The sequence below is a fragment of the Streptomyces sp. NBC_00335 genome, assembly GCF_036127095.1.
In the GTDB taxonomy this organism is placed as follows: domain Bacteria; phylum Actinomycetota; class Actinomycetes; order Streptomycetales; family Streptomycetaceae; genus Streptomyces.
In genome coordinates, this window is sequence record NZ_CP108006.1 from 4,825,576 (window position 1) to 4,849,087 (window position 23,512).

25 protein-coding genes and 1 pseudogene are annotated in these 23,512 nt (G+C 71.1%); 10 read left to right on the forward strand and 16 right to left on the reverse strand.

From position 1 onward, the window contains the following. Positions 1-12: 12 nt before the first annotated feature. Positions 13-1,026 carry a GlxA family transcriptional regulator gene (locus tag OHA37_RS21745; RefSeq protein ID WP_266907706.1) on the reverse strand — a complete coding sequence of 338 codons (1,014 nt, stop codon included), beginning with the start codon at positions 1,024-1,026 and terminating at the stop codon, positions 13-15. A 251-nt stretch (positions 1,027-1,277) separates the two neighbouring features. Here OHA37_RS21745 and OHA37_RS21750 point away from each other — a divergent pair, with 251 nt between their 5' ends. After that, positions 1,278-1,799 carry an allene oxide cyclase barrel-like domain-containing protein gene (locus OHA37_RS21750; protein WP_266907708.1) on the forward strand — a complete coding sequence of 174 codons (522 nt, stop codon included), beginning with the start codon at positions 1,278-1,280 and terminating at the stop codon, positions 1,797-1,799. A gap of 18 nt (positions 1,800-1,817) precedes the next feature. Here the strand turns inward: OHA37_RS21750 and OHA37_RS21755 are convergent, their stop codons facing one another. After that, positions 1,818-2,798, reverse strand: coding sequence for a hypothetical protein (locus OHA37_RS21755; protein ID WP_266907710.1), 981 nt, complete (start codon positions 2,796-2,798; stop codon positions 1,818-1,820). Positions 2,799-3,098: 300 nt separating this feature from the next. Here OHA37_RS21755 and OHA37_RS21760 point away from each other — a divergent pair, with 300 nt between their 5' ends. Continuing rightward, positions 3,099-3,530, forward strand: a complete 432-nt coding sequence (locus tag OHA37_RS21760; protein ID WP_266907713.1) for a GNAT family N-acetyltransferase — start codon at positions 3,099-3,101, stop codon at positions 3,528-3,530. A 16-nt stretch (positions 3,531-3,546) separates the two neighbouring features. On the opposite strand, the gene OHA37_RS21765 is transcribed toward OHA37_RS21760, so the two are convergent. From OHA37_RS21765 to OHA37_RS21780, 4 genes are all read right to left on the reverse strand, one after another. After that, on the reverse strand, positions 3,547-4,014 hold the full coding sequence (locus OHA37_RS21765) for an NUDIX hydrolase (RefSeq protein WP_266907715.1): 468 nt from the start codon (positions 4,012-4,014) through the stop codon (positions 3,547-3,549). After that, entirely contained in the window at positions 4,001-4,723 is a 723-nt protein-coding gene (locus OHA37_RS21770) for an XRE family transcriptional regulator (RefSeq protein WP_266907717.1), read from the reverse strand. The genes OHA37_RS21765 and OHA37_RS21770 overlap by 14 nt, the downstream gene beginning before the upstream one ends. 778 nt (positions 4,724-5,501) lie before the next feature. Further along, the gene (locus tag OHA37_RS21775; protein ID WP_266907719.1) at positions 5,502-5,888 is read right to left on the reverse strand and encodes a DoxX family protein; all 387 of its coding nucleotides are present in this window, start codon (positions 5,886-5,888) and stop codon (positions 5,502-5,504) included. 80 nt (positions 5,889-5,968) lie between these two features. Next, entirely contained in the window at positions 5,969-6,445 is a 477-nt protein-coding gene (locus tag OHA37_RS21780) for a carboxymuconolactone decarboxylase family protein (protein ID WP_266907721.1), read from the reverse strand. A 239-nt stretch (positions 6,446-6,684) separates the two neighbouring features. On the opposite strand from OHA37_RS21780, the gene sigJ reads away from it, so the two are divergent. Next, entirely contained in the window at positions 6,685-7,596 is a 912-nt protein-coding gene (gene sigJ, locus OHA37_RS21785; RefSeq protein ID WP_266907723.1) for an RNA polymerase sigma factor SigJ, read from the forward strand. A gap of 20 nt (positions 7,597-7,616) precedes the next feature. Here sigJ and OHA37_RS21790 read toward each other — a convergent pair whose 3' ends face one another. Continuing rightward, the gene (locus OHA37_RS21790; RefSeq protein WP_266907725.1) at positions 7,617-8,345 is read right to left on the reverse strand and encodes a class I SAM-dependent methyltransferase; all 729 of its coding nucleotides are present in this window, start codon (positions 8,343-8,345) and stop codon (positions 7,617-7,619) included. A gap of 145 nt (positions 8,346-8,490) precedes the next feature. Here OHA37_RS21790 and OHA37_RS21795 point away from each other — a divergent pair, with 145 nt between their 5' ends. Then, entirely contained in the window at positions 8,491-9,321 is an 831-nt protein-coding gene (locus OHA37_RS21795) for an IclR family transcriptional regulator (protein WP_266907727.1), read from the forward strand. A gap of 210 nt (positions 9,322-9,531) precedes the next feature. Here the strand turns inward: OHA37_RS21795 and OHA37_RS21800 are convergent, their stop codons facing one another. Together OHA37_RS21800 and OHA37_RS21805 are read right to left on the reverse strand one after the other, a co-directional pair. Further along, positions 9,532-9,729 (reverse strand): hypothetical protein, encoded by a 198-nt coding sequence (locus tag OHA37_RS21800; RefSeq protein WP_266907729.1) that lies wholly within the window; start codon positions 9,727-9,729, stop codon positions 9,532-9,534. A 173-nt stretch (positions 9,730-9,902) separates the two neighbouring features. After that, positions 9,903-13,064 (reverse strand): AfsR/SARP family transcriptional regulator, encoded by a 3,162-nt coding sequence (locus OHA37_RS21805; protein ID WP_266907731.1) that lies wholly within the window; start codon positions 13,062-13,064, stop codon positions 9,903-9,905. A 175-nt stretch (positions 13,065-13,239) separates the two neighbouring features. On the opposite strand from OHA37_RS21805, the gene OHA37_RS21810 reads away from it, so the two are divergent. Beyond that, on the forward strand, positions 13,240-14,457 hold the full coding sequence (locus tag OHA37_RS21810) for an amidohydrolase family protein (RefSeq protein ID WP_266907733.1): 1,218 nt from the start codon (positions 13,240-13,242) through the stop codon (positions 14,455-14,457). A gap of 101 nt (positions 14,458-14,558) precedes the next feature. Here the strand turns inward: OHA37_RS21810 and OHA37_RS21815 are convergent, their stop codons facing one another. Continuing rightward, positions 14,559-15,290: a hypothetical protein gene (locus tag OHA37_RS21815; protein WP_266907735.1), complete on the reverse strand. Its 732-nt coding sequence runs from the start codon at positions 15,288-15,290 to the stop codon at positions 14,559-14,561. Between the two features lie 229 nt (positions 15,291-15,519). Continuing rightward, positions 15,520-15,667: pseudogene (locus OHA37_RS21820) on the reverse strand (IS5/IS1182 family transposase); the annotation flags it as partial. Between the two features lie 112 nt (positions 15,668-15,779). On the opposite strand from OHA37_RS21820, the gene OHA37_RS21825 reads away from it, so the two are divergent. From OHA37_RS21825 to OHA37_RS21835, 3 genes are all read left to right on the forward strand, one after another. Further along, a complete protein-coding gene (locus OHA37_RS21825) occupies positions 15,780-16,253 on the forward strand; it encodes a hypothetical protein (protein ID WP_266907737.1) in 474 nt (157 codons plus the stop codon). 92 nt (positions 16,254-16,345) lie between these two features. Next, positions 16,346-16,585, forward strand: coding sequence for a type II toxin-antitoxin system VapB family antitoxin (locus tag OHA37_RS21830; protein ID WP_266907739.1), 240 nt, complete (start codon positions 16,346-16,348; stop codon positions 16,583-16,585). Continuing rightward, positions 16,582-16,998 (forward strand): PIN domain nuclease, encoded by a 417-nt coding sequence (locus tag OHA37_RS21835; RefSeq protein ID WP_266907741.1) that lies wholly within the window; start codon positions 16,582-16,584, stop codon positions 16,996-16,998. The genes OHA37_RS21830 and OHA37_RS21835 overlap by 4 nt, the downstream gene beginning before the upstream one ends. Positions 16,999-17,028: 30 nt before the next feature. Here OHA37_RS21835 and OHA37_RS21840 read toward each other — a convergent pair whose 3' ends face one another. Then, positions 17,029-18,123: an alpha/beta fold hydrolase gene (locus tag OHA37_RS21840; protein WP_266907743.1), complete on the reverse strand. Its 1,095-nt coding sequence runs from the start codon at positions 18,121-18,123 to the stop codon at positions 17,029-17,031. A 416-nt stretch (positions 18,124-18,539) separates the two neighbouring features. On the opposite strand from OHA37_RS21840, the gene OHA37_RS21845 reads away from it, so the two are divergent. Further along, positions 18,540-19,214 carry a trypsin-like serine peptidase gene (locus OHA37_RS21845; protein WP_266907745.1) on the forward strand — a complete coding sequence of 225 codons (675 nt, stop codon included), beginning with the start codon at positions 18,540-18,542 and terminating at the stop codon, positions 19,212-19,214. Then, the gene (locus tag OHA37_RS21850) at positions 19,211-19,633 is read left to right on the forward strand and encodes a DUF6086 family protein (RefSeq protein WP_266907747.1); all 423 of its coding nucleotides are present in this window, start codon (positions 19,211-19,213) and stop codon (positions 19,631-19,633) included. Before OHA37_RS21845 ends, OHA37_RS21850 begins: the two co-directional genes overlap by 4 nt. Before the next feature lie 2 nt (positions 19,634-19,635). On the opposite strand, the gene OHA37_RS21855 is transcribed toward OHA37_RS21850, so the two are convergent. The 4 genes from OHA37_RS21855 to OHA37_RS21870 form a co-directional block, all read right to left on the reverse strand. After that, positions 19,636-20,076 (reverse strand): NUDIX hydrolase, encoded by a 441-nt coding sequence (locus tag OHA37_RS21855; protein WP_266907749.1) that lies wholly within the window; start codon positions 20,074-20,076, stop codon positions 19,636-19,638. A 173-nt stretch (positions 20,077-20,249) separates the two neighbouring features. Further along, positions 20,250-21,083, reverse strand: a complete 834-nt coding sequence (locus OHA37_RS21860) for a crotonase/enoyl-CoA hydratase family protein (protein WP_266907751.1) — start codon at positions 21,081-21,083, stop codon at positions 20,250-20,252. 51 nt (positions 21,084-21,134) lie between these two features. Further along, entirely contained in the window at positions 21,135-22,331 is a 1,197-nt protein-coding gene (locus OHA37_RS21865) for a cytochrome P450 family protein (RefSeq protein ID WP_266907753.1), read from the reverse strand. 605 nt (positions 22,332-22,936) lie between these two features. Further along, complete coding sequence (locus OHA37_RS21870) at positions 22,937-23,479, reverse strand: GNAT family N-acetyltransferase (protein WP_266907755.1); 543 nt, start codon at positions 23,477-23,479, stop codon at positions 22,937-22,939. Positions 23,480-23,512: the final 33 nt, after the last annotated feature.

Below are 23,512 nucleotides of genomic sequence, written 5' to 3' on the forward strand. Positions count from 1 at the left end.
GGTCGACGGGCTCTAGCGGAACCGGCGCCGGTACTCGGCGGGTGTGGTCCCCAGCCGGCGCTGGAAGGAGCGGTGCAAGGTCTCCACCGAGCCGAGGCCGCTGGCCGCGGCGACCTCCGGCAGGCTGCCGTCGCCCTCCTCCAGCAGCCGCCGGGCGGCTTCGAGCCGGGCGGACTCGACGTAAGCGGCGGGCGTGCCGTTCGTGCGCAGCCGGAACAGCCGGGAGAAGTGCCGCACGCTCAGGTGCAGCCGTGCGGCCAGGGCCTCCGCGGTGAGGTCCTCGGTGAGGTGGTCGGCGATCCACACGCGCAGCTCGTCGATCCGGTCGCCGGACGTGGCCGGGGCGGAGAGCGGAACGCTGAACTGGCTCTGCCCGCCCGAGCGTTTGACGTACATGACCATCATGCGCGCGGTGGCCAGGGCGAGGGCCTGGCCGTGGTCCTCGGCGACCATCGCCAGTGCCATGTCCAGCCCCGAGGTGACACCGGCGCAGGTCCACACGCTCCCGGACCGGATGAAGATCGGGTCCGGATCCACGGTGACCCGGGGATGGTCGGCGGCCAGCCGTGCGGCGGTGAGCCAGTGGGTCGTGGCGGACAGCCCGTCCAGCAGCCCCGCCGCGGCCAGCAGGTGCGCGCCCGCGCAGATCGACCCGGTCCTGCGCGCCGGCGGGGCCGCTCCGCGCAGCCAGGCGGTGACCTCGCCGTCGATCACCGGCTCCACCCGGTCGCCCACCAGGTCGACCGCACCGGCCACGAGCAGGGTGTCGACGCGGCCGCGCACCTCGTCGAGGGCCAGGTCCGCCAGCAGCCGGACCCCACTGGAGGTGGCGACCGGCCCGCCGTCGGCGGTGGCGATCTGAACGAGATAGCCAGGGCGGGCGGTACCGGCGACGCGTGTGGCGACCGAGAACACCTCGGCCGGTCCGGTGACGTCCAGCAGCTCGGTACCGGGGAAGGCCACGATGACGACTCGGTGCGGGACGGGAGGGGCGGGAGGGGCGGACAGTACGGACCGTACGGGCATGCGCTGATCATTTCGCCCCGCCGTGATGGCCGCAATGACGAGGTTCTGTCGGATCCGGCCACCCCGTGTGCGCGTGCTGAGCCGTTCCCTCAGGGCCGCCATGGACCGGCGTTTCCGCGCGCCCGTCCCGGGCTGGTCCGATCGGTCGGATCTGCCGGTGGGTCGCGCGGGGATGCCAGGGGCGGCGGCAAAGCCGAGGTTATGAATGCGTGGTCTGACCATCCATGAGCATCAACCTCAGGAGTCACACAATGCGCCCCATCAGAGCAGCCAGTCTCGGCACGGCCACGGCGCTGGTCGCCCTTCTCGCCTGCGCCTCTGCCACGTCCGCCGTCGGGTCGGACACCGATTCCGACCGTGACAAGGGCAAGCACCAGGTCCTCACACTCACCGGCAAGCTCACGCAGCAGACGAACTTCCCCGTCAACCCCGGCGGCCCCGCCGCCCAGGGCGACCGGACCGTCGTCCGCTCGGACCTCTATGACCAGGACGGCAAAAAGGTCGGCGAAACCGGCGGCTTCTGCACCCTCACCCGGGCAGCGGTGCCGGGAGACAGTGGCGGAGCGGAGGAGTGCATCGTGACCTACACCCTCCCGGGCGGCCAGCTCACCGTGCAGGGCATGTACTTCGGCATCCTCAACCCGGGCCCTCGCCCCTCGTTCGACAACGCGATCACCGGTGGCACCGGGAAATACGACCGGGCTCGTGGCTCGGTCCACGCCGACACGATCGCACCGGGCGAGAGGCGCTTCACGATCGACCTCTACCTCTGACCGACCGAGGGCTGCAACTCAAGGGCTGCAGCCCTTGCAGGTCCCGGGCGTCGGACTGCGAAACGCGCGCTCGCACTTCGTGCAGTTCACGAACGGATCCGGCAGTACGAAGGCCGGCGCGCGGCGCAGCGGCACCAGCGGCGGTGGCAACTGGGCGGTGAGCCGGTGGGCGATGAGCCCGGCCGGATTGCGCAGCCCTTCCGGCAGCTTCGCCGCCAGCGCGGCCACCACGGCCTCCGCCCCGGCCCCGCGCTCCAGCCAGGCCTCGACCCCACCCGCGAGGTACCGGACGTCCCGCTCCCCGAGCAGCAACCGCGGATCGACCCGCCGCAACTCCGCGAGCACCTCACAAGCGAGCCGATGCCGCCCGGGGTTGTCCGGGTCCCGGGGCGCGGGCAGCCGGTCGGCGGCCGCGGGCGCGGCTTCGGGCTCTTGGCGATGCGGGGGCTCCGGTACGGGTTCCGGCGGCGTGGGGAGCGGCGACGGTACGACGGGAGCACTGACCGGAGCGCTGACCGGAGGAAGCGGCGGCGCCTCACTCAAGGGGGCCACCGCGACCGAGGGGGCCACCGCGACCAAGGGGACCACCGCGTCGGCGGGGACCACCGCGTCGGCGGGAGCCGCGGGGGCGCGCTCGGCGCGGCAACGCGCCACGGTCGCGGCCCGGGGATGGTTGTAGGACACCGTACGGGTGGCGATCCGCCCACCCGGCAGTCTCTCCAGGGTCCGCTCCAGGTACCCGAACAGCGCCAGTTCCCGCAGCCCCTTGGCGATCGCGGTTTCCCCGATCGAAAGGCGTTTGACCAGGTCCTTGATGCCGATGGGAGTCCCGGAGGGCACCGACTGGATGAAGACCCCCAACATCCGTGCGACCACCGACATCTCGGGATGCTGGATGAGGTCGTTGCTCACGACGGTGAACCGCCCGGTGAGCCGGACGTTGGCGTGCCGAACGCCGTATGTCGCGCGCGAGGGCGCGGTAAAGTGCACTGAAGCCATGGGGGAAGCGCTACTTCCTCGTTGGTCAGGCCCTCGGTCGGGGTTCCAGTCCCGCCGGGGGCCGTCTCATGTCCTGAGTTATCGGGGCGAGCATATGCCAGACAACCACCGCGAAATCCACCCCAGTTGGCCGATTCACCCGTGTGAGTGAGAGGCAGCCGAGCGGGAGGCTGGAGGGGTTTGGAGAGAGGTCTTTCTCCCGGTACTTCCCCAAAAAAAGCATCGAGCCCCACCGGGACGCGGCCGACCGCGACCCGGTACATTCCCATCCCAGTACTCACGTTCGAAATAGGTGGGACCGTGGCGGTCATTGCGGAAGAGGTCGTATTCGACCCCCGGGAGATGTTCGAGCTCTACGACTCGGTCGACTGGGCGGGTTACACCAGCGACGTCGACAAGCTCTGCCGAGGGCTGGCGAACTCGCACCTGGTCATCACCGCCAGAGACGAGTCGGGCACCCTCCTCGGGCTGGCCAGGACGATCTCCGACGACGAAAGCGTCTGCTACGTACAGGACTTGCTCGTCAACCCTGAGTTCCACCGGCAGGGCATAGGCCGCAAACTCATCGAGCACTTGAAGGAGCGGTACGCACACTGCCGCTTCTTCCTCCTCTCGACCGACCACGAGTCGACCCCCGAAGGCCCGCGCAACCACGCCTTCTACCGCTCCCTCGGCTTCCTCTCCTACGAGGAGAAGCGCATGTCGGCCTTCGGCCTACCAAGGACCCGCTGAGCGGTACCCCCACGAGTCAGCGAACGGCGGGCCCGCGCCCGGCCCTCCAGTCGTCGACACGCTTGCGGATGCTCGCCACCATCGGAAGGCCGTCCACGGCTTCCGGTGCGAACCACGCCACCTCGTACGACTCGTCCGACACGCGCAGACTTCCCCCGGTGGGCCGGGCGAGCAGGCAGATCGAGAACTCCTGCCGCACTTCGCCGTCGTCGTAGGAGAAGACGTGGCCTGGGTTGCTGTACGTCCCGACGATTCCGGTGATCTCGACCCTCACGCCCGTCTCCTCGAACGTCTCCCGGACGGCGCAGTCCGCGAGGGACTCACCCACCTCCATCTTCCCGCCCGGCAGCGCCCACATCCCGTTGTCGCTCCGGCGCTGCAGGAGCACACGTCCGGCCTCATCCACGACCACGGCCGACGCCGCGGGGACGAGACTGTTCGCCTTGGGGGCTCGGGGGTCGTCCTCGTAGTCACGCCTGGGCACCGCGTCCCACCTCCCGAATGTCGCGTCCCCGGCTCCACAACTCCTCGACGTGAGCGGAGAACCGGTCGAACATGCCGTCCGCCTGGCGGCGTCGCAAGTGCATCATCGGCGAGTCGTGCCCGACCCGGCGGGCCAGGATCGGCGTCACGATCATCTCGTCGTCGAAGCGGAAGACGGACAGGTTGACGTGCCCCGTCTCGAAGCGCCCTTCGATGCCGTCCGCGTCCTGAAGCTTGGCCAACTCGTTCAACGTCACCGCGATGCGCGTGGACAGCGTGAGAGGTACGTCCTCCTCGGCCTCCCGCGCCGCCGTGACCGGGCTGCTCGGGTCCCCGATCAGGAACCGCACTCGGCAGCCGGCCTGCGCCTTGCGGCGCAGAGCACCGGCAAGGCTGGCTTGCTCCAGCCAGAGAAAGTAGTTGGTGTACCCGGCGAAGACGAGCTCACGCTGCGCCTTGGTCACCAGGCTGCGCCACAAACTTGCTGGTGCGGCGGACCGGTAGGGGAAGACTTGAACTATTTCCTTGTCCGGACCGCTTGTGAGTGCAGACCGGATGGCGTTTGGCCACAAGGCTGTTTCCTCCTCGCCTAATGCCTCGCAGGCAGCCCATCGATGGCGGGCGTGAGGGATTCGGTTGGGGTCGGTGATCCACCGGCCAACCGTCTTGGCATCCACCCCGCAGGCCTCCGCGAGCTGCGTTTCGGTCATCTAGGCATTCGCCATCGCACGACGCAGAGCGTGATTCACAGTTCGCCTCCACGGGACGCCTGGGACGTTACGAACGGTAGTTGCGAACCGTCCCAAACGTCCCGGAAACGGGGTGGTAACGCCCTGACGAGCGACGGAACATCCGTACATGCCTGGTCTTGGAACGCGGAACGGACGGTTCAGCCCGGCAACAACCCAACCGATCTGAGAGGACTATCAGTTGTGAGCAGTGGCTTGAGCAGTGGCGTGCTGCGCGTCTTGATGACGGTGCGGGTATCGCGGGACGCGGGGCGAACCTGGGAGAAGGAACACGTGGTGCGCGAGGGTGATCCGGTGGGCATCCTGTCCGACCCGGGGCGATATCCGCCATGCGGATGCGGCCGATGCCGGGGGCGTCAGACGGTGTCGGCCCGATCGCTGCGACCATCCTCGTGAGGAGCTTGCGTTGTGTCTGCCGGCATTCGCTGTCACGGCAGAACGAGGCGGCGGCATTGCCCCTCATCCCGGCGGGTTGTCGGCCGGAGCGCACCCTTCGTTGCATGCTCGCCGATCACGATTCCGGTGACCACTTCGCTCTGGTGGACTCGGTGAGAGCGAACGGCATGGATGCTCTTTGGGTGAGCTGGACGGGGGGCAGTGGTGACGGCCGATTGGTCGAGCTCCCGGACTGCACCGCGACGAGCCCTGGTGGGGAGGGCGATGCGTGCATGTTGTTCGTCCGTCATGCGGGTGAGCACACATTCATGGAAGCCGAGGAGCCGGGCGGGGTCGTCGGTGGTCAGCCGGTGAAGGATTCCGGGCCGAAGCGGCCCCAGGCCACGAAGGCGGCCAAGAGGACGTAGGCGATGTCCACCGCCATGTACGTCGGCTCGTGGCGGCGGTAGCGGGTGAGGGTGGCGCCCAGCATGAGGAGGACCAGGCCGAGGGCGGCCAGGGGGACCAGGATCGGGGCGGTGTTCAGGACCGCCGGGAGGATCAGGGCTAGGGCGGCCAGCATCTCCACGGCTCCGATGGTCTTTACCGCGCCGGCGGTGAAGTCCTCGACCCACTTCGCGCTGGCGCCGCTCGCGGCGATCTTCTCCTTCGGCGTGAACGCCTTGAAGGCGCCGCCCAGGAGGTAGGCGACGGCGAGCAGGCCGGTGACGATCCAGAGTGCGATGTTCATGGGAGTACTCGGTCCTTGTGGGAGGGGCGGAGCCGGGCGCCGGCTCCGGCTCGGGGGCCGGAGCCGTGCGAACCGGGGGCTCAGTGCTGGAGGCTGCCGGGCTGGTAGTCGCCGGCCGGGGTCTGGACCATGACGTTGCCGCGGTTGAAGGCGTTGATGAGCGCGATCTGGGTCACCAGGGCGGCGAGTTGCTCGTCGTCGAAGTACTTGGCGGCGTTCGCCCAGACCTCGTCGCTGACCCCGCCGGCCGCGTCGGCGATGCGGGTGGCCTCCTCGGTCAGGAGCAGGGCCGCGCGCTCGGCGTCGGTGTACACCGTGGCCTCGCGCCAGGCCGCGACCAGGTGGAGGCGTACCGCGGTCTCGCCGGCCGCGGCGGCGTCCTTGGTGTGCATGTCGATGCACCCGGCGCAGCCGTTGATCTGGCTGGCGCGGAGCATCACCAGCTCGCGGGTCGCGGCCGGCAGGGTCGACTCCCCGAGGGCCTTGCTCGCGGCGATGATGTGCTTCCACGCCTTGACGGAGACCGGGTCGGCGAAGAGGTTCAGGCGAGCGGTCATGGTGGATTCCTTTGCTGTGAGCGGTCGTTCGGTGTGTGTTCCTCGTTGTTCTCCCTCTAAGACACGGCACCCCTCCCTGCTGTGACAGATGCCGGATGTGACCCGGGTCACGGAGGACTTTCATGATCGGTGAGCCGGGTGTCCTCGGATAACCTGCGGGACGGCGCGCAGCGAATCGGGGGAGGGTTCTCGTGCAGGGATCAACGGGTGCGGCGGGTGCAGTGGATGGAGTGGATGGAGTGGGTGCGGTGGCCTACCGGCCGCTGCTGTTCTCCATCGCCTACGGGATGACCGGGTCGGTGGGTGACGCGGAGGACATCGTCCAGGACGCGTTCCTCGGGCTCGCCAAAGCCCATCGGGCCGGGACCGAGATAGCCGCCCCGAAGGCGTACCTGACCACGTCGGTGACGCGGCTCGGGATCAACCACCTGACTTCGGCGCGAGTGCGCCGGGAGACGTACGTGGGGGAGTGGCTGCCCGAGCCCGTCGTCGTGTCCGGCGAGCACCCGGGGCCGGCCGAGCACGCCGAACTGGCCGACTCCCTGTCGATGGCCTTCCTCGTCCTGCTGGAGGCCCTGTCCCCGGTGGAGCGCGCGGTGTTCATGCTGCGCGAGGTGTTCGGGTACGCGTACCCGGAGGTGGCCCGCACCACCGGCAAGTCCGAGGCGAACTGCCGGCAGATCTTCGCCCGCGCCAGGAAGCGCATCGCCGCCGGAGGGCGGACGGCCGACACCGCGCCGCCCGCGGCCCGGCGGGCGGAGGGCGAGGAGCTCGCCCGTACGTTCTTCGAGGCCGCGGCGGGCGGCGAGATGGACGCCCTGCTCGACATGCTCGCGCCCGACGTCGTCTACCACGGGGATGGTGGCGGCAAGGCCAGGGCCGTCGCGAAGTCGGTGCGCGAGCCGCACCGCGTCGGACAGCTGCTCATCGGCGGACTCCGCCGGCTCCGCTCCCTCGGCGCCTCCCTGCGCCCCGCCGTGATCAACGGCAGGCCGGGCGCCCTCATCGTCGACGCCGAGGGGCGGGTGGCCAGTGTGGTCGAGCTCGACATCGTCGACGGCGTGGTCCGGGCGGTCCACACCGTGTCCAACCCCGACAAGCTCGGCCACCTCGGCCCCGTGTCCGACATCGGCCGCCTGCCGGAGAAATGACCCGGCGGGCGGGCCGGGGATCAGGCCTCGCGGCGCGCCAGCACCAGGCGCCAGCTCGGCGTCCCGTCCGGCCTGCGGCCGAAGTGGTCCAGGGGGAGCGTCTCCACCGTGAAGCCGGCCGCGCGCAGGTCGGTGCGTACGCCGCCCAGCGGGAAGGTGCGGTAGTACATGACGAACGGCGGGCGCCAGACGGCATTGCGCACCCGCATCGCCGCGTCGAAGCCGGACAGGGCCCACCACGCCGGGCGGCTCGGCGGGATCGGGGCGCCGATCGGGAAGGCGAAGACGCCGCCGGGGCGCAGGGCCCCGTAGACCCCGGAGAAGACGGCGGGGCGTTCGGCCGGGAGGAAGTGGCCGAAGGCGCCGAAGCTGACCGCCAGGTCGTACGAGTCCCCGAGCGCGGCGGGCAGGGCCCGCGCGTCGCCCCGTAGGAGGTCGACCCGTTCCTCGGGGTGGGCGAGCCCGGCCTCGGCGAGCATGCCCGAGCTCAGGTCCACTCCGGTCACCCGCCCCCGGCACAGCCGGCGCAGCATGCCGAGGCCCGCGCCCGTACCGCAGCACACGTCGAGTCCGGTGTCGAAGGGGCCCTCGTGGCGGGCGAGCGTCTCCTCGACCGCGTCGAGCATGCGGTCGGGGGTGCGGAAGGGGGTCTGGTCGAACTTCGGGGCCAGCAGGTCGTAGCCCCGCTCGATGGAGGACAGGGCCTGTACGGCCAGTTCGCGGAGGGTCGGGCCCTGGGAGGTGAACACACGGACAGCCTAGGGAGCGAGGGCGCCGGCGGACGGCATTTCAGGCCCTTCGGCCCGGGGCAAAACGGGCATCCCATGCCGTAGGGTGAATCGAAACGCTTTGCCAATTCTTGGGGATTCCGTGGTCGATGCCATACGAAATGAGGTGCCGGTTCAGGGCGCGCCACAAGGCGTCGGCCGGAGCTCCACGACAGGCAGCGGCAGCGGCAGCGTCGGCAGCACCAGCGCCGGCAGCACCAGCGCCCTGGAGAAGACCCTGCGGGTCACCGAGGCGCTGACCGCGTTCGGCGGCCCGCACCGGCTCGCGGAGCTGTCGGCCGCCGCCGGGGTGCCCAAGTCCAGTACGTACCGGATCCTGGTCTCCCTCGTCGAGCAGGGCTACGCCGTCACCGACGGCGAGGGCAGCTACGGGCTGGGCCTGCGGCTGCGCACCCTGGCCGCCGAGATCTCCACCGAGCGGCCCGAGGGCATCGGCGCGCTGCTCGAATTCCTCCAGAAGTGCACCGGGCAGTCCGTCCACCTGGCACTGCGCAGCGGCAACGCGCTCACGTACATCCGCACGATCGAGAGCGGCCGGTCCTGCCGGGCCTCCTCGCGCGTCGGCGCGCGCATCCCCCTGCACGCCACCGCGATCGGCAAGGCCGTCCTCGCGCACCTGCCGCCCGAGGAGGCCGAGGACATCCTGCGGGCCACCGGGATGCCCGCCCTGACCCGGCGGACCCTCACCGACCGGGAGGGCCTCGCGGCCGAACTGCGTACGGTCCGGGAGCGCGGCTACGCCGTCGCCGACGAGGAGTACGAGCCCGCGGTCCGCTGCCTGGGAGCGCCGGTCTTCGACCGCGCCGGCGTGCCGGTGGGCGGGGTCGGTCTGACCGCCGCCGCCCTCCTGGGCACGCGGGCGGAGCTGGAGCGGTTCTCGCCGGCGCTGCTCCAGGCCGCGCGGGGCGTGCAGCGGCTGCTGCAGCTCGGGGGCTGAGCACTCCACCCGGCCCCGGGCCCCACCGCACGCGCACGTACGGCGGCCGCGGTGGTCCCCCTCCTGGCCACCGCGGCCGCCGTTCCCCCCGTGCACCCCGCTGGTCCCCCGTGGCCAGCGGCCCCCGTGGTACGTACTGCGGTACGGCCCGGATCCCCCGTTTCCCCCGTGGTTCCGGGCCGTACGTGTCTGTGAGGCCTACGCCCCCACCTACAGGCCGCCACCGGCCGCGTGGTTGTCCATCGTCACGATGTCCTCGCCCGCGGCGTGGTTGTCGAGCGGCTTGAGAGGCTTGATCGGCTCGCCCGCAGCGTGGTTGTCCATCGGTGTGATGTCGACATCCGAAGGCTGGGTGTCGAGCGGTGTGATGTCGCCGTCGGCCGGCAGGACGTTCTCGTTCGTCGTCATCGGATCTCCTGATGGTGGGTAGGACCCGTTCGGCAATTCCCCCGCGGATCGCCGAACGGGTGGTCTTGCAGACGACCCTGGTGCCCCCCGACACGTCGAGTCGATGAACCCCATCCTGGTGGATGGCGATAAACGAACGATGAACGCCTCGTTCAGCGTCCCCGGCCTGCGCCTCAGGCGGCGATCTCCGCCGCCAGCAGCGCCCGCACCTCGGCCAGTTCCGGCGACCCCAGCTGCGTGAACACCACCTCGGCGTCCCGCCAGCACACCCGCGCCCGGTCGCGCTGCCCCAGCTGGCGCAGCGCCCTGCCGAGCACGGTCAGCACCCTGGCGCGATTCCACTCGCCGCCGATCCCCCGCAGGGCGATGGCCTGTTCGGCGTGCGAGGCGGCCAGCGTGGGCCGGCGCGCCGCGAGGTGGACCATGGCGAGCCGGAAGTGCGTCACGCCCTCCCACAAGGGCTGCCGGTTCTCGTGGAACAGGGCGAGCGCGTCGGTGAGCTGGGAGTGCGCCTCCGAGAGCCGCTCGGCCTTCGTGAGGGCGATGCCCAGCGCGTAACGGCCGTTGGCCAGGCGCAGGGTGAGCCCCATCCGGTCGTAGATGGCGATGCCCTGCTCGGCGAGCTCTATGGCGCTGGCGAGCCGGCCCTGCTCCACGTGGATGCGGGAGAGGTTGCACAGGGCGCTGGCCTCGCCGACGTGGTTGGCGTCGGCGCGGAAGTTCGCGATGGCCTCCAGCAGGTACCGCTCGCCGTCGTCGTAGCGGCCCTCGTAGATGGCGATGATGCCCCGGTCGTTGGGCGCCCAGCAGCTGGGCAGCAGATCCCCGGCGGTGCGGGCGAGCACCATGGCGCGGCTGGCCTCGGCATCTGCCTCGGCGAACCGCCCCGCGACCAGGTGGGTGTTGGTGAGCGTGGTGCGGGCGCGCCCCTCGGCGTACGGGTCCTTCGCGGCCTCTGCCGCGTCGCGCAGCGCCGTCGCGGCCGACTCGTACTGCTTGGAGTTGGCACCCGACTCGGCGAGGTCCTTGGCCGCCCACAGCAGGTCCACGGCCCGGCGCAGCAGGTCCTCGCGCCCGGTCGTGCGTACGGAGGCCTGCCGTACGCACGCCAGCAGCGGGTCGGCTTCGGCGTACAGCCAGTCCTGGGCGGAATGCGGCTCGGTGAAGACCAGGCCGGGGTGGCGGGTGGCCGACAGGTGGGCCACGAGCCGGTCGCCGGGCCGCTCCAGGCCGTACACCCCGGCGGCGGTGGCCAGGTAGAAGTCCAGCAGCCGGTCGAGGGCGGCGTCGCGCGCGCTCGGCGGCTGCTCGTCGCGCTCGGCGCAGGCACGCGCGTAGAGGCGTACGAGGTCGTGGAAGCGGTAGCGGCCGGGCGCGGCCGATTCGAGGAGGGAGCAGTCCACTAAGGCTTCGAGCAGGTCCTCGGTGTCGTGCTCCGGCCGGTCGAGTACGGCGGCTGCCGCCGCGAGGGAGATGTCCGGCCCGTCGGGCAGCCCCAGCAGGCGGAACGCGCGCTGCTGCGCGGGCTCCAGCTGCCCGTAGCCCAGCTCGAAGGTGGCCTTGACGGCGAGGTCGCCGGCCTGGAGCTCGTCCAGGCGGCGGCGCTCGTCGGCGAGCTTCGCGGCGAGCACGGACACGGTCCAGGTGCGGCGGGCGGCGAGCCGGGAGGCGGCGATGCGGATGGCCAGCGGCAGGAACCCGCAGGCGCCGACCACGTCGAGGGCGGCCTGGCGCTCGGCGCCGACCCGCTCGGCCCCCACGATCCGGGTGAACAGCTGGAGCGCCTCGTCGGGGCTCATCACGTCGAGGTCGACGAGGTGCGCGCCGGCCAGGCCGGCCATCCGGACCCGGCTGGTGACGAGGGCGGCGCAGCCCGCGGTGCCCGGGAGCAGCGGGCGGACCTGGGCCGCGTCGCGGGCGTTGTCGAGGAGGACCAGGACGCGGCGACCGTCGAGCGTGGAGCGGTAGAGCGCGGCCCGTTCGGCGGGGGAGTCGGGGATGGAGGTGTCGGGGGTGCCCAGCGCGCGCAGGAAGGAACCGAGGACGGCTTCGGGCTCGGCGGGGCGGGCCTCGGTGCCCTGGAGGTCGACGTACAGCTGCCCGTCGGGGAAGTGCGGGCGGGCGGCGTGCGCGACGTGCACGGCGAGGGTGGTCTTGCCGACGCCGCCGATGCCGGCGAGGGCGGACACCGCCATCACCTGGCCCTCGGCGCCCGTGAGGATCTGGCCGAGGTCCCGGACGAAGCTGGTGCGGCCGGTGAAGTCGGAGACGGTGGCGGGCAATTGGGCGGGTCTCACGTGTACGGGCGCTGCGGCCGGTGCCGGGTCTTCGGCGCGGGCCAGCTCGGAGTCGGCCCGCAGGATGCGCCGCTGGAGCTCGGCGAGTTCGGGGCGCGGGTCGACGCCGAGTTCGTCGGCGAGGAGCCGGCGGGTGTCGGCGTACACGGCGAGGGCCTCGGCCTGGCGGCCGCTGCGGTAGAGGGCGAGCATCAGCAGCTCGCGCAGCCGCTCCCGCAGCGGGTGGGCGGCGGTGAGCGCGGTGAGTTCGGAGACGGCCTCGGCGTGGTGGCCGAGCTCCAGGTCCAGGTCGAGGCGGCTCTCCAGCAGCTGGAGGCGCCACTCGGCGAGCCGGGTGCGTTCGGTGTCGGCGTGCGGCCCGGGTACGCCGGCCAGCGGTTCGCCGTCCCATACGTCCAGGGCGCGGGCCAGCAGGGTACGGGCGAGCGCGCGGTCGCCCTTGCCGGCGGGGGTGGCGTCGCTCTTCCCGGCGCTGGTGCCGGTGCCGGTGGTGGCGCTGGTGCCTGCGGCGGTGCTTCCGGCGCGCGCGGCCTCGGCGTCGGCGGCGAGGGCCCGGGCGATGCCGAGGTCCAGGGCCTCGGGGTGGGGCAGGCGGATCGCGTAGCCGCCGGACTCGCTGACGAGGAGCCCCGGTTCGAGGATCTTGCGCAGGCGCGAGGCGTACGTACGGATGGTCGCGAGGGCCTGCTGCGGCGGGTCCTCGCCCCAGATGGCGTCGATGAGCTCGGGCGCGGTCACGGTGCGGCCGTCGCGGAGCAGGAGCACGGCGAGCAGGGCCCGCTGCTGCGGGGTCCCGGAGCTCAGGGCCTCGCCGCCGCGCCAGGCGCGGATGGGTCCGAGCACGGAGAACCGGTTGCCTCCGGCGGCGGAGGCAGCGGCGGCGGAGGGTGTCGGCGGGGTCCCGGTGGCGGTGGTGGCTCGGGTCCCGGGTTCCGCGGCGGGCGCTGCTTCGACTCCGGGTTCCGCGGCTGCGGCAATGGCGGTGTCACCGGACTCGGGGTGGTTCCGCTGGTGCGGGATGGCCGGTGTGCCGTCCATCTGGTCTCCCCCCTGCCTTCCATAGGTGTAAGGGCCAGTCTGCCCTGTGTTGCGCGTACACGTCAGTCCGTAACGGACCCAGTCCTTACGGATCCGGGCCCCGGTCCCCGCGGATCCCGCATCCCGCCACGCCCAACTAGCTGACGGTTCGTCAGATTGACGCTACCGTGAGGGCATGGAGACCTTCCCGAAGATCATCTCGGTGGACGACCACACGGTTGAGCCCCCCAACGTCTGGCGGGACCGGCTCCCGTCCAAGTACCACGACGTCGGCCCCCGCGTCGTCCGCGCCCCCTTGAAGGAAATGACCTTCCTCGGGGGCAAGTTCGCCCCCGTGATGGGGGCCAAGGGCGACGACGGACCGATAGGCGACTGGTGGGTGTACGAGGACCTGCACCGACCCCTCACCCGCCTCGACACGGCCGTCGGCTACAGCCGCGACGAGATCAAGCTCGAAGTCATCACGTACGAGCAGATGCGCCCGGGCTCCTTCTCGGTTCCCGACCGGCTCGCCGACATGGACGTCAACCACGTCCAGTCCGCCCTCTGCTTCCCGACCTTCCCGCGCTTCTGCGGCCAGACCTTCACCGAGGCCAAGGACCGCGAGCTCGGTCTGCTCGGCGTGCGCGCGTACAACGACTGGATGGTGGAGGAGTGGTGCGGCCCCGAGGCGCACGGCCGCCTCATCCCGCTCACCCTCATCCCGCTCTGGGACGCCCGCCTCGCCGCCGCCGAAGTCCGCCGCAACGCGGCCCGCGGGGTCCGCGCGGTCGCCTTCTCCGAGATCCCGCCCCACCTCGGGCTCCCCTCCATCCACACGGACGAGTGGGACCCCTTCCTGGAGGCGTGCAACGAGACCGGCACGGTCATCGCGATGCACATCGGCTCCTCCTCGCGCATGCCCTCCACCTCGGCGGACGCCCCGCCGGCCGTCGGCTCCACCATCACCTTCGCCAACTGCTGCTTCTCGATGGTGGACTGGCTGATGAGCGGCAAGTTCGAGCGCTTCCCGAACCTCAAGATCATGTACGCGGAGGGCCAGATCGGCTGGATCCCGTACATCCTGGAGCGCGCGAACGTGGTCTGGGAGGAGAACCGCGGCTGGGGCGGCGTCGCCGACAAGGTGCTGCGCCCGCCGTCCGAGCTCTTCGCGGAGCACGTCTTCGGCTGCTTCTTCGACGACGCCTTCGGCCTGAAGAACCTCGACTCCATCGGCGTCGCCAACGTCCTCTACGAGACGGACTACCCCCACTCCGACTCCACTTGGCCCAAGTCCCGCGAGGTGGGCGAGGCCCAGATGGGCCACCTGGCCCCGGACGTGGTGGACCGCATCGTGCGCGGCAACGCGATCGACCTGCTGGGGCTGAGCCCGGAGGGTCTCTGGACGGCCTAGGGGGGCGGGTGGCCCCGGGGGATGTCCCTGGGGCCGCGGCTCGTCGGGGTTGCTGCTCTCGGAGGGCGGTTCGTGAGCCTTTGAGTAGCTCGCTTCCGTGGTCAGCCCTGGGCCTGCTGAAGGAGGGTGATCTGCCGTGCGATCACGGCAGGCGGGAAGGCTCGTCCCTCTTGGCCGTCCGACCCCTTCTTGAACGTCGCAACGGCCTTGCCCGTGCGGACCACCGTGTACTGGGTCACGTGCGGGCCCGCCTCCGTCGGGGCGGTGACCTCGAACTGCACGGCTTCGTCTCCGAGGCGCGGGGCGGGAGCGACGGTCACCGTGCCCTTGTAGGGCCCGGCAGGGCCCTCTTGCTCGTAGGACCGGCAGGTGCTCAGGCTGTCGCGTACCTGCGCGAACGCCTCCTGCGCCCCGGAACCCTCGTACGAGGCGAGCACGGAGCCGCTGCCGTAGAAGTCTCCCTGCCAGTTGAACATCTGATCAGCCACCGTCGGGGCGGGGGTCACCGGCTGCCGGGCGTTGGCTGCGTCGAGCAGCCGCCCGCAGGCAGGCTCGGACGGCGGCTTGATCCTCGGGTCGGCCTTCTTGGGGCGTCGCAGGACGGCCGGGTTGCCGTGCGAGTTCGGGACGTCGGCGTCCGGCAGTGTGGCCGCCATCAGTTGCTGGGCCGTCAGCCAAAGGCCCGCCGGGGCCGACGGTGACGCCATCGCCGAGACCGCGGTCGGCGCCGGAGTCCCGGGCTCCGATGTGCAGCCGACGGCGGTCAGTGCGGCGGCGGCCGCCAAGGCCAGGGCCAGGAGCCTGGCGGTCCGTCGCGAGCGGTGCGTGCGCATGAAGCTGTCCCCCGGGTGGTGTGAACGATCAGGAGGAAGCTAGCTGCCGCCGACCCGCCATCACCAGGGGGTTCCACCCGGCGGATGCGCAGACGTCGCGGGCCCGGAGCGGGCTGGTGGTCTCGTTGAACAGGGCGGGGACGCGGGGGTGGTCCGGGTGCTCGGGCGGCGTCTTCCTGGATGCCGAGCGCGACGGGCAGGGGTTGGATGTTCACGCGGTTACCGCCTGCGGCCGGTCCCCGCTCGCGGCCCGGCACCCGTTTCGCGGCGTCCCGGCCGGTCGTGGACGCGGGGACCCCGGCAGCCACACGGACACTCTGTGTGTCGAGCACCACCAGGGTCGGATCCTCTGATCGACGGGCCTTCTCACGGACCTGGCCGTGCTACTCAAGTACTAGATCCCGATCCCACTCCATGGCGTGATGTGCCGGTGAACCTCCCTCGCGAGACTGGAGTCATCACCTGGATCCACGCCAAAGGAGCAGCACCATGTCCGACCAGATCGCGAAGGCCCGCGGCGCCGTCTTCCCGGCGCTCCGGGGGTGGGGCGTGCGGGCCGCCCGCCCGGCCCTGGCGCTTCCCGTAGGGCTCGCCGGCCTCGTTCTGGGCCTGATCGGCCAGGGGCGGCGGGCCGTCCGGCTCCAGGCGTGGACCTCCGGAGTCCCGGGCTGGACGCTCCCGCGCATAGCGGCCCGCGCGCTGCTCGGCCTGCCCCTGGACATAGCCGCCTTCGTCCTGGGCGCCTACTCGGTGTTCAACACCGTCCGCAACCTCGGCTACCCGATCTGGTACGGCACCACCGACTACCACCAGGCCTGGGGCGGCCCGACCCTGACCGGCGTCTGGGCGGTGCACGCCTTCGGATGGCTGGCGTGCCTCTACCTGATCGGCTGGATCCTCCGGGGGATAGGCCGCGGCCAGCAGTCGATCACCCGCAGAGTCGCCGGCGCCTCCGCCGCGTGAATCATGCCTGCGGAAACGATATCTCTTGACGTCGATCTTGATATCGTTTAAGTGGAAAGGGGCCGGGCGGCCCCTCACTGAGGAGGTTCGCGATGGCCAGAACCGTGATCGACGTCGACGACGCCCTGCTGGCGGAGGCCGCGGAGCTCTTCGGTACGAAAACGAAGGTGGCGACGGTGAACGCGGCCCTTCAGGACGTGGTCAACCGGCGCAAGCGGGAAGACTTCCTGAACTGGATCGCCGAGGGCGGACTGCCCGACCTGACCGGCCCGGTCGAGCCGGCCGCGGAGACCTTCGAGGATGCGGAGCACGTTCGGGACAGGGCGGCATGACCGAGCGCTTCCTGATCGACAAGTCTGCGCTGGCGCGCTACCCCAAGCCGGCCGTGCACAAGGTCGTCTTCCCGCTGCACGTCGCCGGAGTCCTTGCCGTGTGCGGGGCCGTGGAGTTGGAGGTGATGTACAGCGCCCGCTCGAAGGCCGATGCGGAGCGGGTCCGCAAGGGCATGGGCGCCTTCGACTGGCTCCCCACTCCCGACGAGACGTGGGACCGGGCCTTGGACGTGCAGAGAAAGCTCATCGAGGGGGGCAACTGGAAGGCGCTCTCGCTCCCGGACCTGATCATCGCCGCGACCGCCGAACGGCACGGAGCCACCGTCCTGCACTATGACGGCGACTACGACATGATCGCCGAGGTCACCGGCCAGCCGATGCGGTGGGTCGTCCCGCGGGGAACGGCCGACTGAGGCAGGTCGACTGAGGCCGGGCCGCCACCCTCATGCGTCCGCGCGGTGCTCGCCCACGACTGCCGGGAGGACGTGGGTCTGGAGGAGTTCCAGGAAGCGGTCGGGGCGGGCGAACGAGGCCCAGTGGCTGCAGTCCTCGATGACGGCGAACCGCTTCATCGGGGCATCGACCTCGTCGAAGAAGGCCTTGGCCGTGGCCGTCGGAGCGAGTACGTCGTGCTCGCCCTGGAAGATGAAGAACGGGATCTCGAAGCGCGTCCCGTCGGCCTGGTCGTCGAGCTTCGCCGTCCCCTCGGTGATCCGCTCCGAGAAGGACTGCCCGCGGAAGAAGTCCCGCAGATCGCGCAGCGAGTGCAGCGGCGACAGCCACATCGAACCCAGAACCACCTTCTTGAGCGTGGCCAGCGTCAGCGGATCGCTCTGTGTGCAGAGCTTGGCGTACGTCGCCTGCTGCTTCGGGGTCCACGCGTGCGGGTCGGCTCCGATCGCCTCGACCTGCGCGAGCTGCTTCGCCTTCCCGGCGGCGCGCAGCCGCTCCCGGAGGCCGTCGTAGGCGGAGGTGTCGCGGCCGCCGGTGTGGATGTTCTGGTCGGTGCCCACGTATGCGGAGTAGAGCTCGGGGTGGTTGCGGGCCAGCCGCAGCCCGAAGACGCTGCCGTAGGAGTTGGCCAGGAGCACCACCCGCTCGGCGCCCAGCAGCTCCCGGGCGTGGTGGGTGACCTCCAGGGCGTCCTCGTAGAGCCGCTCGAAGGTGACCTCACCCTGGCCCTCCGGGCCGCCGTGGCCGAAGGTCTTGCCGGCGCCGCGCATGTCCCAGCGGACGATCGTGAAGTGCCGCTCCCAACTGCGGGTGCGGGACGTGTAGATGGAGTTGCTCGCGCCGGGGCCGCCGTGGATCTCGACGACGACCGGATTGGCCCGGTCCTCACCGCGGACCGAGATCCACTGGTCGATGCCGCCGATGCGGACGAAGCCCTGCTCGTCGATGCCGTGCGGGGATTCGATCCGCAGCTCCTTGGCGGCCTGTGCGCGGCGCAGGGCGCGGTGGGCGAAGAGGGGGAGGAGCGTGGCCGCCGGAGCGGCGAGGGCGGTGGTGGCGGTGACGGCGGCAAGGGTGGCAAGCATTCTGTGTCCTCCGTAAACTGTTTCCTGCGGATACGGAGAAGTGTGCGGGGCGGCGGGGGCGATGTCAATGGGTGGGGGTGGGGATCTCCCTTGCGGGAGTTGCTGCGAGCAAGGCATGCTTCGCCGAAGCAAATTGGGGAGGATCGTCTGTGATGGACAAGCGGGCTGCGGTGACCGCGGTGTTGTGTGCGGTGGCGGCGCTGGGTGCGTCCGCGGCCATGACGAAGGTGGTGCCGGCCGATGACGGCAAGGCCCCCGCGCACGCGAGGGCGACACCTTCGGCGACACCCTCCTCTCTCCGTCCGTCGCCATCGCAATCGCCGGAACAGGCTCGGCCGACTGGTGCACCATCCGGTACGCCGACCGGTACGCCGACCCCCGGGCCGTCGGTGTCACGACCCGCGCCGGGTGGGCCCGTGGCCTTCGCCGGGGCGCTGTTCGAGGGAGATGTGACCGGCGATCACTTCTGTACGGCGACCGTCGTGCACAGCCCCGGGCGGAACTTGATCGTCACCGCCGGCCACTGCCTGCTCGCCGGCCGGATCGGCGACGGCGGAGCCTCCTTCGCACCCGCGTACGCGGACGGGCGGGCCCCGTACGGCACCTGGAAGATCGCGGAGGTCTTCGAGGACCCGCGCTGGGCGAACGGCAAGAACGACGACTACGACCTCGCCTTCGCCCGCCTCGCCCCCGACGCCTCGGGCCGCACCATCGAGGACGTCACCGGCGCCGCCGTCCTGGACACCACGGGACGCACGGACGAGCTGGTCACGGTGACGGGCTACCCGTCGGACCGCAAGGTCGCGCGCAGCTGCCTGTCCCGCGCGGTGCGGCTGAGCGCCACGGAACAGCGCTTCGACTGTGCGGACTTCCCCGGCGGCACGAGCGGCAGCTCGTGGATCGCCGCTGACGGAAAGATCATCGGCGTTCTGACCGGCGGTGACACGGACGACGTCTCTACCAGCACGATCCTGACCGACTACGCGGCGCAGCTGTACGCGCGGGCGACGGGTGGGGGAACGGGTGGGGGGACGGTCGCGGGGACAGGTGCGGGGACGGTTGCGGCGACGGTTTCGGGGACGGGCAGATGAGTCAGTATTACGACCTTGGTGATGAGACTCTTTGGAACCCGTCGAATGGCGCCGCCCGACTCTTCCACCGCCAAGTGGCCCTCTTCGAGGCGGACCTCGGCCTCCCGTCGGGCATCGGTCCGATGGAGAACGACGAGTGTCAGATCGACCCGGCCGCTCTCGGCCTCTTTGCCGGAGCCCTCGTGGCCCGCCACGGACTCACCGGCCATGCCGTGATCCGTGCCCTCTCGGGGGGATTCGTCGCCGCCGTGCTGGTGCTGGCGGAGCGGGCGGGGGCGCAGGTGTACTGGCCGCAGCCTGCCGATTCGCTGGAGGGGGCGCGGGACGTCCAGGTGCCGCTCGCAGCCTCCTACGAGTCCTTGGCGGAGTCCGAGCTGCGCGCGGCCGCACGGGAGTTGTCCGGGAGGATGCCGCGCTGAGATCAGGCGAGTAGCCCCAAGTGCACCGGCTCGGAGGGGGTCTCACTGAGCAGCTCCGCGAGGCGCGGCGGCCACAGCGGTTCGCCGAGGGTGGCGAGGTTCCGCGGGGAGAGCCACCGCCAGTGGGCCCCGGGGTACTCCGGTACCGGATCGCGGTGCGGGCCGGTGGTCACGTAGATGTGCTCGTGCTGGCGTACGGGGGTGCCCGTGTGGGTGAAGTCGTGCTCCCAGGTGCAGAGCAGCCGCTCCGGCTCCAGGTCCGTCCAGCCCGTCTCTTCCCGCAACTCCCGCCGTACGCACTCCTCGGGGGTCTCCCCGGGGTCGATGCCACCGCCGGGCGGCAGCCAGTGGACGCCGACTTCCACGTTGTTCTCGCGGAAGAGGAACACGGATCCGGCGGGGTTGAGGACGACGATTCTTGCGGCCTGCCGTGGAGTTCGCATCAGACCAGCGTACGACGGGGGGTGTTCGGGGCGGGAGGGGTTTGTTGGGGGTTGGGGTTGGTTTGGGGATCAGGGGGAGTTGGGGGAGTTGGGGGAGTTGGCGGAGTTGGCGGAGTTGGTGGGGTTGGTGGAATCCGTGGAGTTCGCGGAGTGGGTGTGGGTGGCCCGGCGGGTCAGAGGGGGCGGGACGCCAGAGGCTCGTTCCAGGCGGGAGAACGTTTCTGGGTGAAGGCTCGGGCCCCCTCCGTGGCGGCGGTGGTGGCGAACACGGGTTCGCTGAGCGGGTCTTGGACGGCGTAGGCGGCGTGGTCGTCCAGGCCTCGGGTGTTCTGGACGATCTGCTTCGTGATGTGGACGGCGTGGGGGGAGTGGGCCTGGATGCGGGCGCTCAGGGCGAGGGCCGCTTCGAGGGCCCGGCCTTCGGGGGTGAGGCGGTTGACCAGCCCGTAGCGGGCCGCGTCGGTGGCGGACAGGGGCGCCGCGGTCAGGAGCATCTCCATGGCCACGTGGTACGGGAGCCGGCCGGGCAGGCGGATCGCCCCGCCTTCGGCGGCGATGAGCCCGCGGGCCACCTCGGGCAGGGCGAAGAACGCGGTGTCGGCCGCAGTGATCAGGTCGCAGGCGAGGGCCAGCTCGAAGCCCCCGGCGACGGCGGCACCCTCGACGGCGGCGATCAGCGGCTTGCGCAGCCGGGCACGGGTCAGCCCGGCCAGCCCCCGTTCGGCGACGACGGGCACGCCTTCGGTGGGGAAGGCCTTGAGGTCCATCCCTGAGCAGAAGTGCCCCTCCGCACCGGTGAGGATGCCGACGGCCAGGGATGGATCGTCCTCCAGCCGGGTGAGGGCCGCGTCGAGGGCCTCGGCGAGTGGCCGGTTTACGGCGTTGCGGACACGGGGTCTGTTGAGGGTGATGAGTAGGACGCCGGGGGCGGGGTGGGTTAGGAGGATGGGGGTGGGGGTGAGGGTGGGGGTGGGTTTGGGCGTGGGGGTGAGGGTTGGGTCGGGCATGGGGTGCTCCGCTGTTCCTGAGTGGGTGCGTGGGCGGGTGGGTGCGTGGGGTCAGGTCCGTACGACGGGCAGCGCGGCCAGGCCGCGCATGACTCGGGCCGGCCGCCAGGGGAGTTCTTCGGCGGGCTTGGCCAACGTGACGCTGCCCAGGCGCTGGAGGAGGAGGGGGAGCGCGACCGCACCTTCGAGGCGGGCCAGCGCGGCACCGATGCAGAAGTGGGGGCCGTAGCCGAAGGCGAGGTGGTCGTTGGGCGTCCGCCCGAGGTCGAGTCGGTCCGGCTCGGGGAAGCGGAGGCCGTCCCGGTTCGCCGAGCCGATCAGGAGGCTGACGATGTCCCCCTCGGCGATCACCTGACCGTGGAGAGCGATCGATTCTGCTGCGCAGCGGAAGGTCGCGTCACGCACCGGGGAGTCGTAGCGCAGGAGCTCCTCGACGGCGGTGGTGACGAGCCCCGGTGAGGTGAGCCGGGCGGCCTCGCGGGGGTTGCGGAGCAGGGCGAGGGTGCCGTTTCCGATGAGGTTCATGGTGGTGTCGTGTCCGACCAGCAGCAGGAGGTACGCGGTGGACCGCAGCTCCTCCTCGCTCATCGCCCCGCTCTCGTCACTGGCCCGTACGAGAGCACCCAGCAGGTCCACTCCGCTCTGCTCGCCCCCTGTGCGTTTCGTGGTGACGAGCCGGTCGAGCAGCGCGTGCAGGGCGTCCTCCACCCGGGCCGGATCCAGCCCCGGAGCAGGCGCGATGGTGGCCATGAGGGTGTCCCGGGTCTCCGCGTTGTCCAGCTCCTCGGGGACACCGAGGATCGCGCAGATCATCCGGAACGTCAGGGGAGCGGCGAAGTCCCCGATCACGTCCACGTGCGCGTGGCTCTCGATCCGGTCCAGCAGCAGGTGCGCGGTGTCCGTGATGAAGGGTTCCAGTTGGGCGATGCGGCGGGGCACGAAGGCGGTGTTCACCAGAGTCCGCAGCCGGGTGTGATCCGGCGGATCGGCGTGGACCAGATGCCGGTTCAGCCCGGCCGGCCCCGCAACATAGCCGGGCACCCGGCCCGGGTCCTTGCTCAGCCGCTCGTCGGTGAGCAGGGCCCGGACGTCCTCGTAGCGGGAGATCTGCCACACGGCGGGCCGTCCGTCGCGACGCTCGACGTGGGCGGGTGCGTGCTCACGCAGCCAGGCGAAGTAGGGGTACGGGTCCCGAACCCGCGCGGCCAGTAGGTCGGGGGGCGGGGTGGGGAGGGAGGGAGTGGGCACAACAACTCCGGAATCGGCAACCAATGTGGACACCGCTTCAACGGACATGGGTGGGGGGAGGTGTGGAACGTACGTGGGTTCGAGGGGAGGTGGGGTGGGGGTGTGGGGTGTGGGGTGTGGTGGGTGGGGGCCTGTGCTGCGGGTTGGGCGGTGGCTGCGTGGGTGCCGGGCGGCGTCCCGGCAGTCGAGCGTCCTTCCGTGGTGGGACGGTCCGTCAAGGGCGCTCCCTGCGGTCGCGTCGCTTCGCGATGGCCTTCGGCCACCCTTGACGGACCGTCCCACCACGGAAAAACACAAGACTTCCGGGATCCCCCCGGGGGATGGCCGGGGGGAGGAGTGGGGAGGAGCAGCCTCGTCTGAGTTCCGCAGCCCCCTCAGGTCGGTGGGCATCCGGATAGGGCTCCGGCAGGACCGTGACCTCGGCCGGTACGGACGCGCGGGGCGGTCAGGGCATCCAGGGCCGGGCGTCTGGACACCCTTTCCGTGACCCTGTCGACCGCCACCCCGAGCGCAAGGACGCTCACGAGCCCCTCAGGGTCGGTGGGCGCGACAGATCGCTACGTGCTCTCGCTCGGCTTGGCGGCTGGCGACCGGCTGTGGCTGGTCTAGAGGGTCGGAAGGGGGTTCGCGGGGAGTTCGAAGACGAGGTCGATGCCGTCGGTCTCGTTTCCTCGTTCGGCGACTTGGGTGAAGCCGAAGCCCGCGATGGTGGCCAGGGAGGCGGTGTTGTCCGATCGGATGGTGGCTCGGACGGTTCTGACATCGGGTTCTTCGGCGGCTCGGGCCAGCAGGGCGGTCAGCAGGGCGCGGGCGTAGCCCTGGCGGCGGTAGGTGGACACGACGCTGTAGCCGATCTCGACCACGCCCGCTTCGTTCGGGGGGCCGTGGAAGCCGGCGTCGCCGATGACTGTGCCGTCCGGCTCCGACACTGCGGCCCGGGTGGTCCAGGGTGCGGCGGACGGGTCCCTGGTGAGCTGGTCGGCTCGGTAGGCGAAGATCCAGCGGGCACGGTCGGATACGAAGTACTCGTCGAGGGCCACCCCGGCCTCGGCGCTGCCGCCTGCTAGGTCACCGTCGGCCAGAGCGCGTAGGGCCTTCGCGTTGAGCTTGACGAAGCGGACGCGCTTGGGGAGAAGTTGATTGGTCATCGTGGAGATGCTTGCTGGGGGCATGAGGGCTGT

Coding starts and splice junctions, on each gene's coding strand:
- OHA37_RS21745 (WP_266907706.1), bottom strand. CDS start 1,026: ATGCCCGTACGGTCCGTACTGTCCGCCCCTCCCGCCCCTCCCGTCCCG.
- OHA37_RS21750 (WP_266907708.1), top strand. CDS start 1,278: ATGCGCCCCATCAGAGCAGCCAGTCTCGGCACGGCCACGGCGCTGGTC.
- OHA37_RS21755 (WP_266907710.1), bottom strand. CDS start 2,798: ATGGCTTCAGTGCACTTTACCGCGCCCTCGCGCGCGACATACGGCGTT.
- OHA37_RS21770 (WP_266907717.1), bottom strand. CDS start 4,723: ATGACCGAAACGCAGCTCGCGGAGGCCTGCGGGGTGGATGCCAAGACG.
- OHA37_RS21775 (WP_266907719.1), bottom strand. CDS start 5,888: ATGAACATCGCACTCTGGATCGTCACCGGCCTGCTCGCCGTCGCCTAC.
- OHA37_RS21780 (WP_266907721.1), bottom strand. CDS start 6,445: ATGACCGCTCGCCTGAACCTCTTCGCCGACCCGGTCTCCGTCAAGGCG.
- OHA37_RS21800 (WP_266907729.1), bottom strand. CDS start 9,729: ATGACGACGAACGAGAACGTCCTGCCGGCCGACGGCGACATCACACCG.
- OHA37_RS21805 (WP_266907731.1), bottom strand. CDS start 13,064: ATGGACGGCACACCGGCCATCCCGCACCAGCGGAACCACCCCGAGTCC.
- OHA37_RS21810 (WP_266907733.1), top strand. CDS start 13,240: ATGGAGACCTTCCCGAAGATCATCTCGGTGGACGACCACACGGTTGAG.
- OHA37_RS21815 (WP_266907735.1), bottom strand. CDS start 15,290: ATGCGCACGCACCGCTCGCGACGGACCGCCAGGCTCCTGGCCCTGGCC.
- OHA37_RS21825 (WP_266907737.1), top strand. CDS start 15,780: ATGTCCGACCAGATCGCGAAGGCCCGCGGCGCCGTCTTCCCGGCGCTC.
- OHA37_RS21830 (WP_266907739.1), top strand. CDS start 16,346: ATGGCCAGAACCGTGATCGACGTCGACGACGCCCTGCTGGCGGAGGCC.
- OHA37_RS21835 (WP_266907741.1), top strand. CDS start 16,582: ATGACCGAGCGCTTCCTGATCGACAAGTCTGCGCTGGCGCGCTACCCC.
- OHA37_RS21840 (WP_266907743.1), bottom strand. CDS start 18,123: ATGCTTGCCACCCTTGCCGCCGTCACCGCCACCACCGCCCTCGCCGCT.
- OHA37_RS21850 (WP_266907747.1), top strand. CDS start 19,211: ATGAGTCAGTATTACGACCTTGGTGATGAGACTCTTTGGAACCCGTCG.
- OHA37_RS21855 (WP_266907749.1), bottom strand. CDS start 20,076: ATGCGAACTCCACGGCAGGCCGCAAGAATCGTCGTCCTCAACCCCGCC.
- OHA37_RS21860 (WP_266907751.1), bottom strand. CDS start 21,083: ATGCCCGACCCAACCCTCACCCCCACGCCCAAACCCACCCCCACCCTC.
- OHA37_RS21870 (WP_266907755.1), bottom strand. CDS start 23,479: ATGACCAATCAACTTCTCCCCAAGCGCGTCCGCTTCGTCAAGCTCAAC.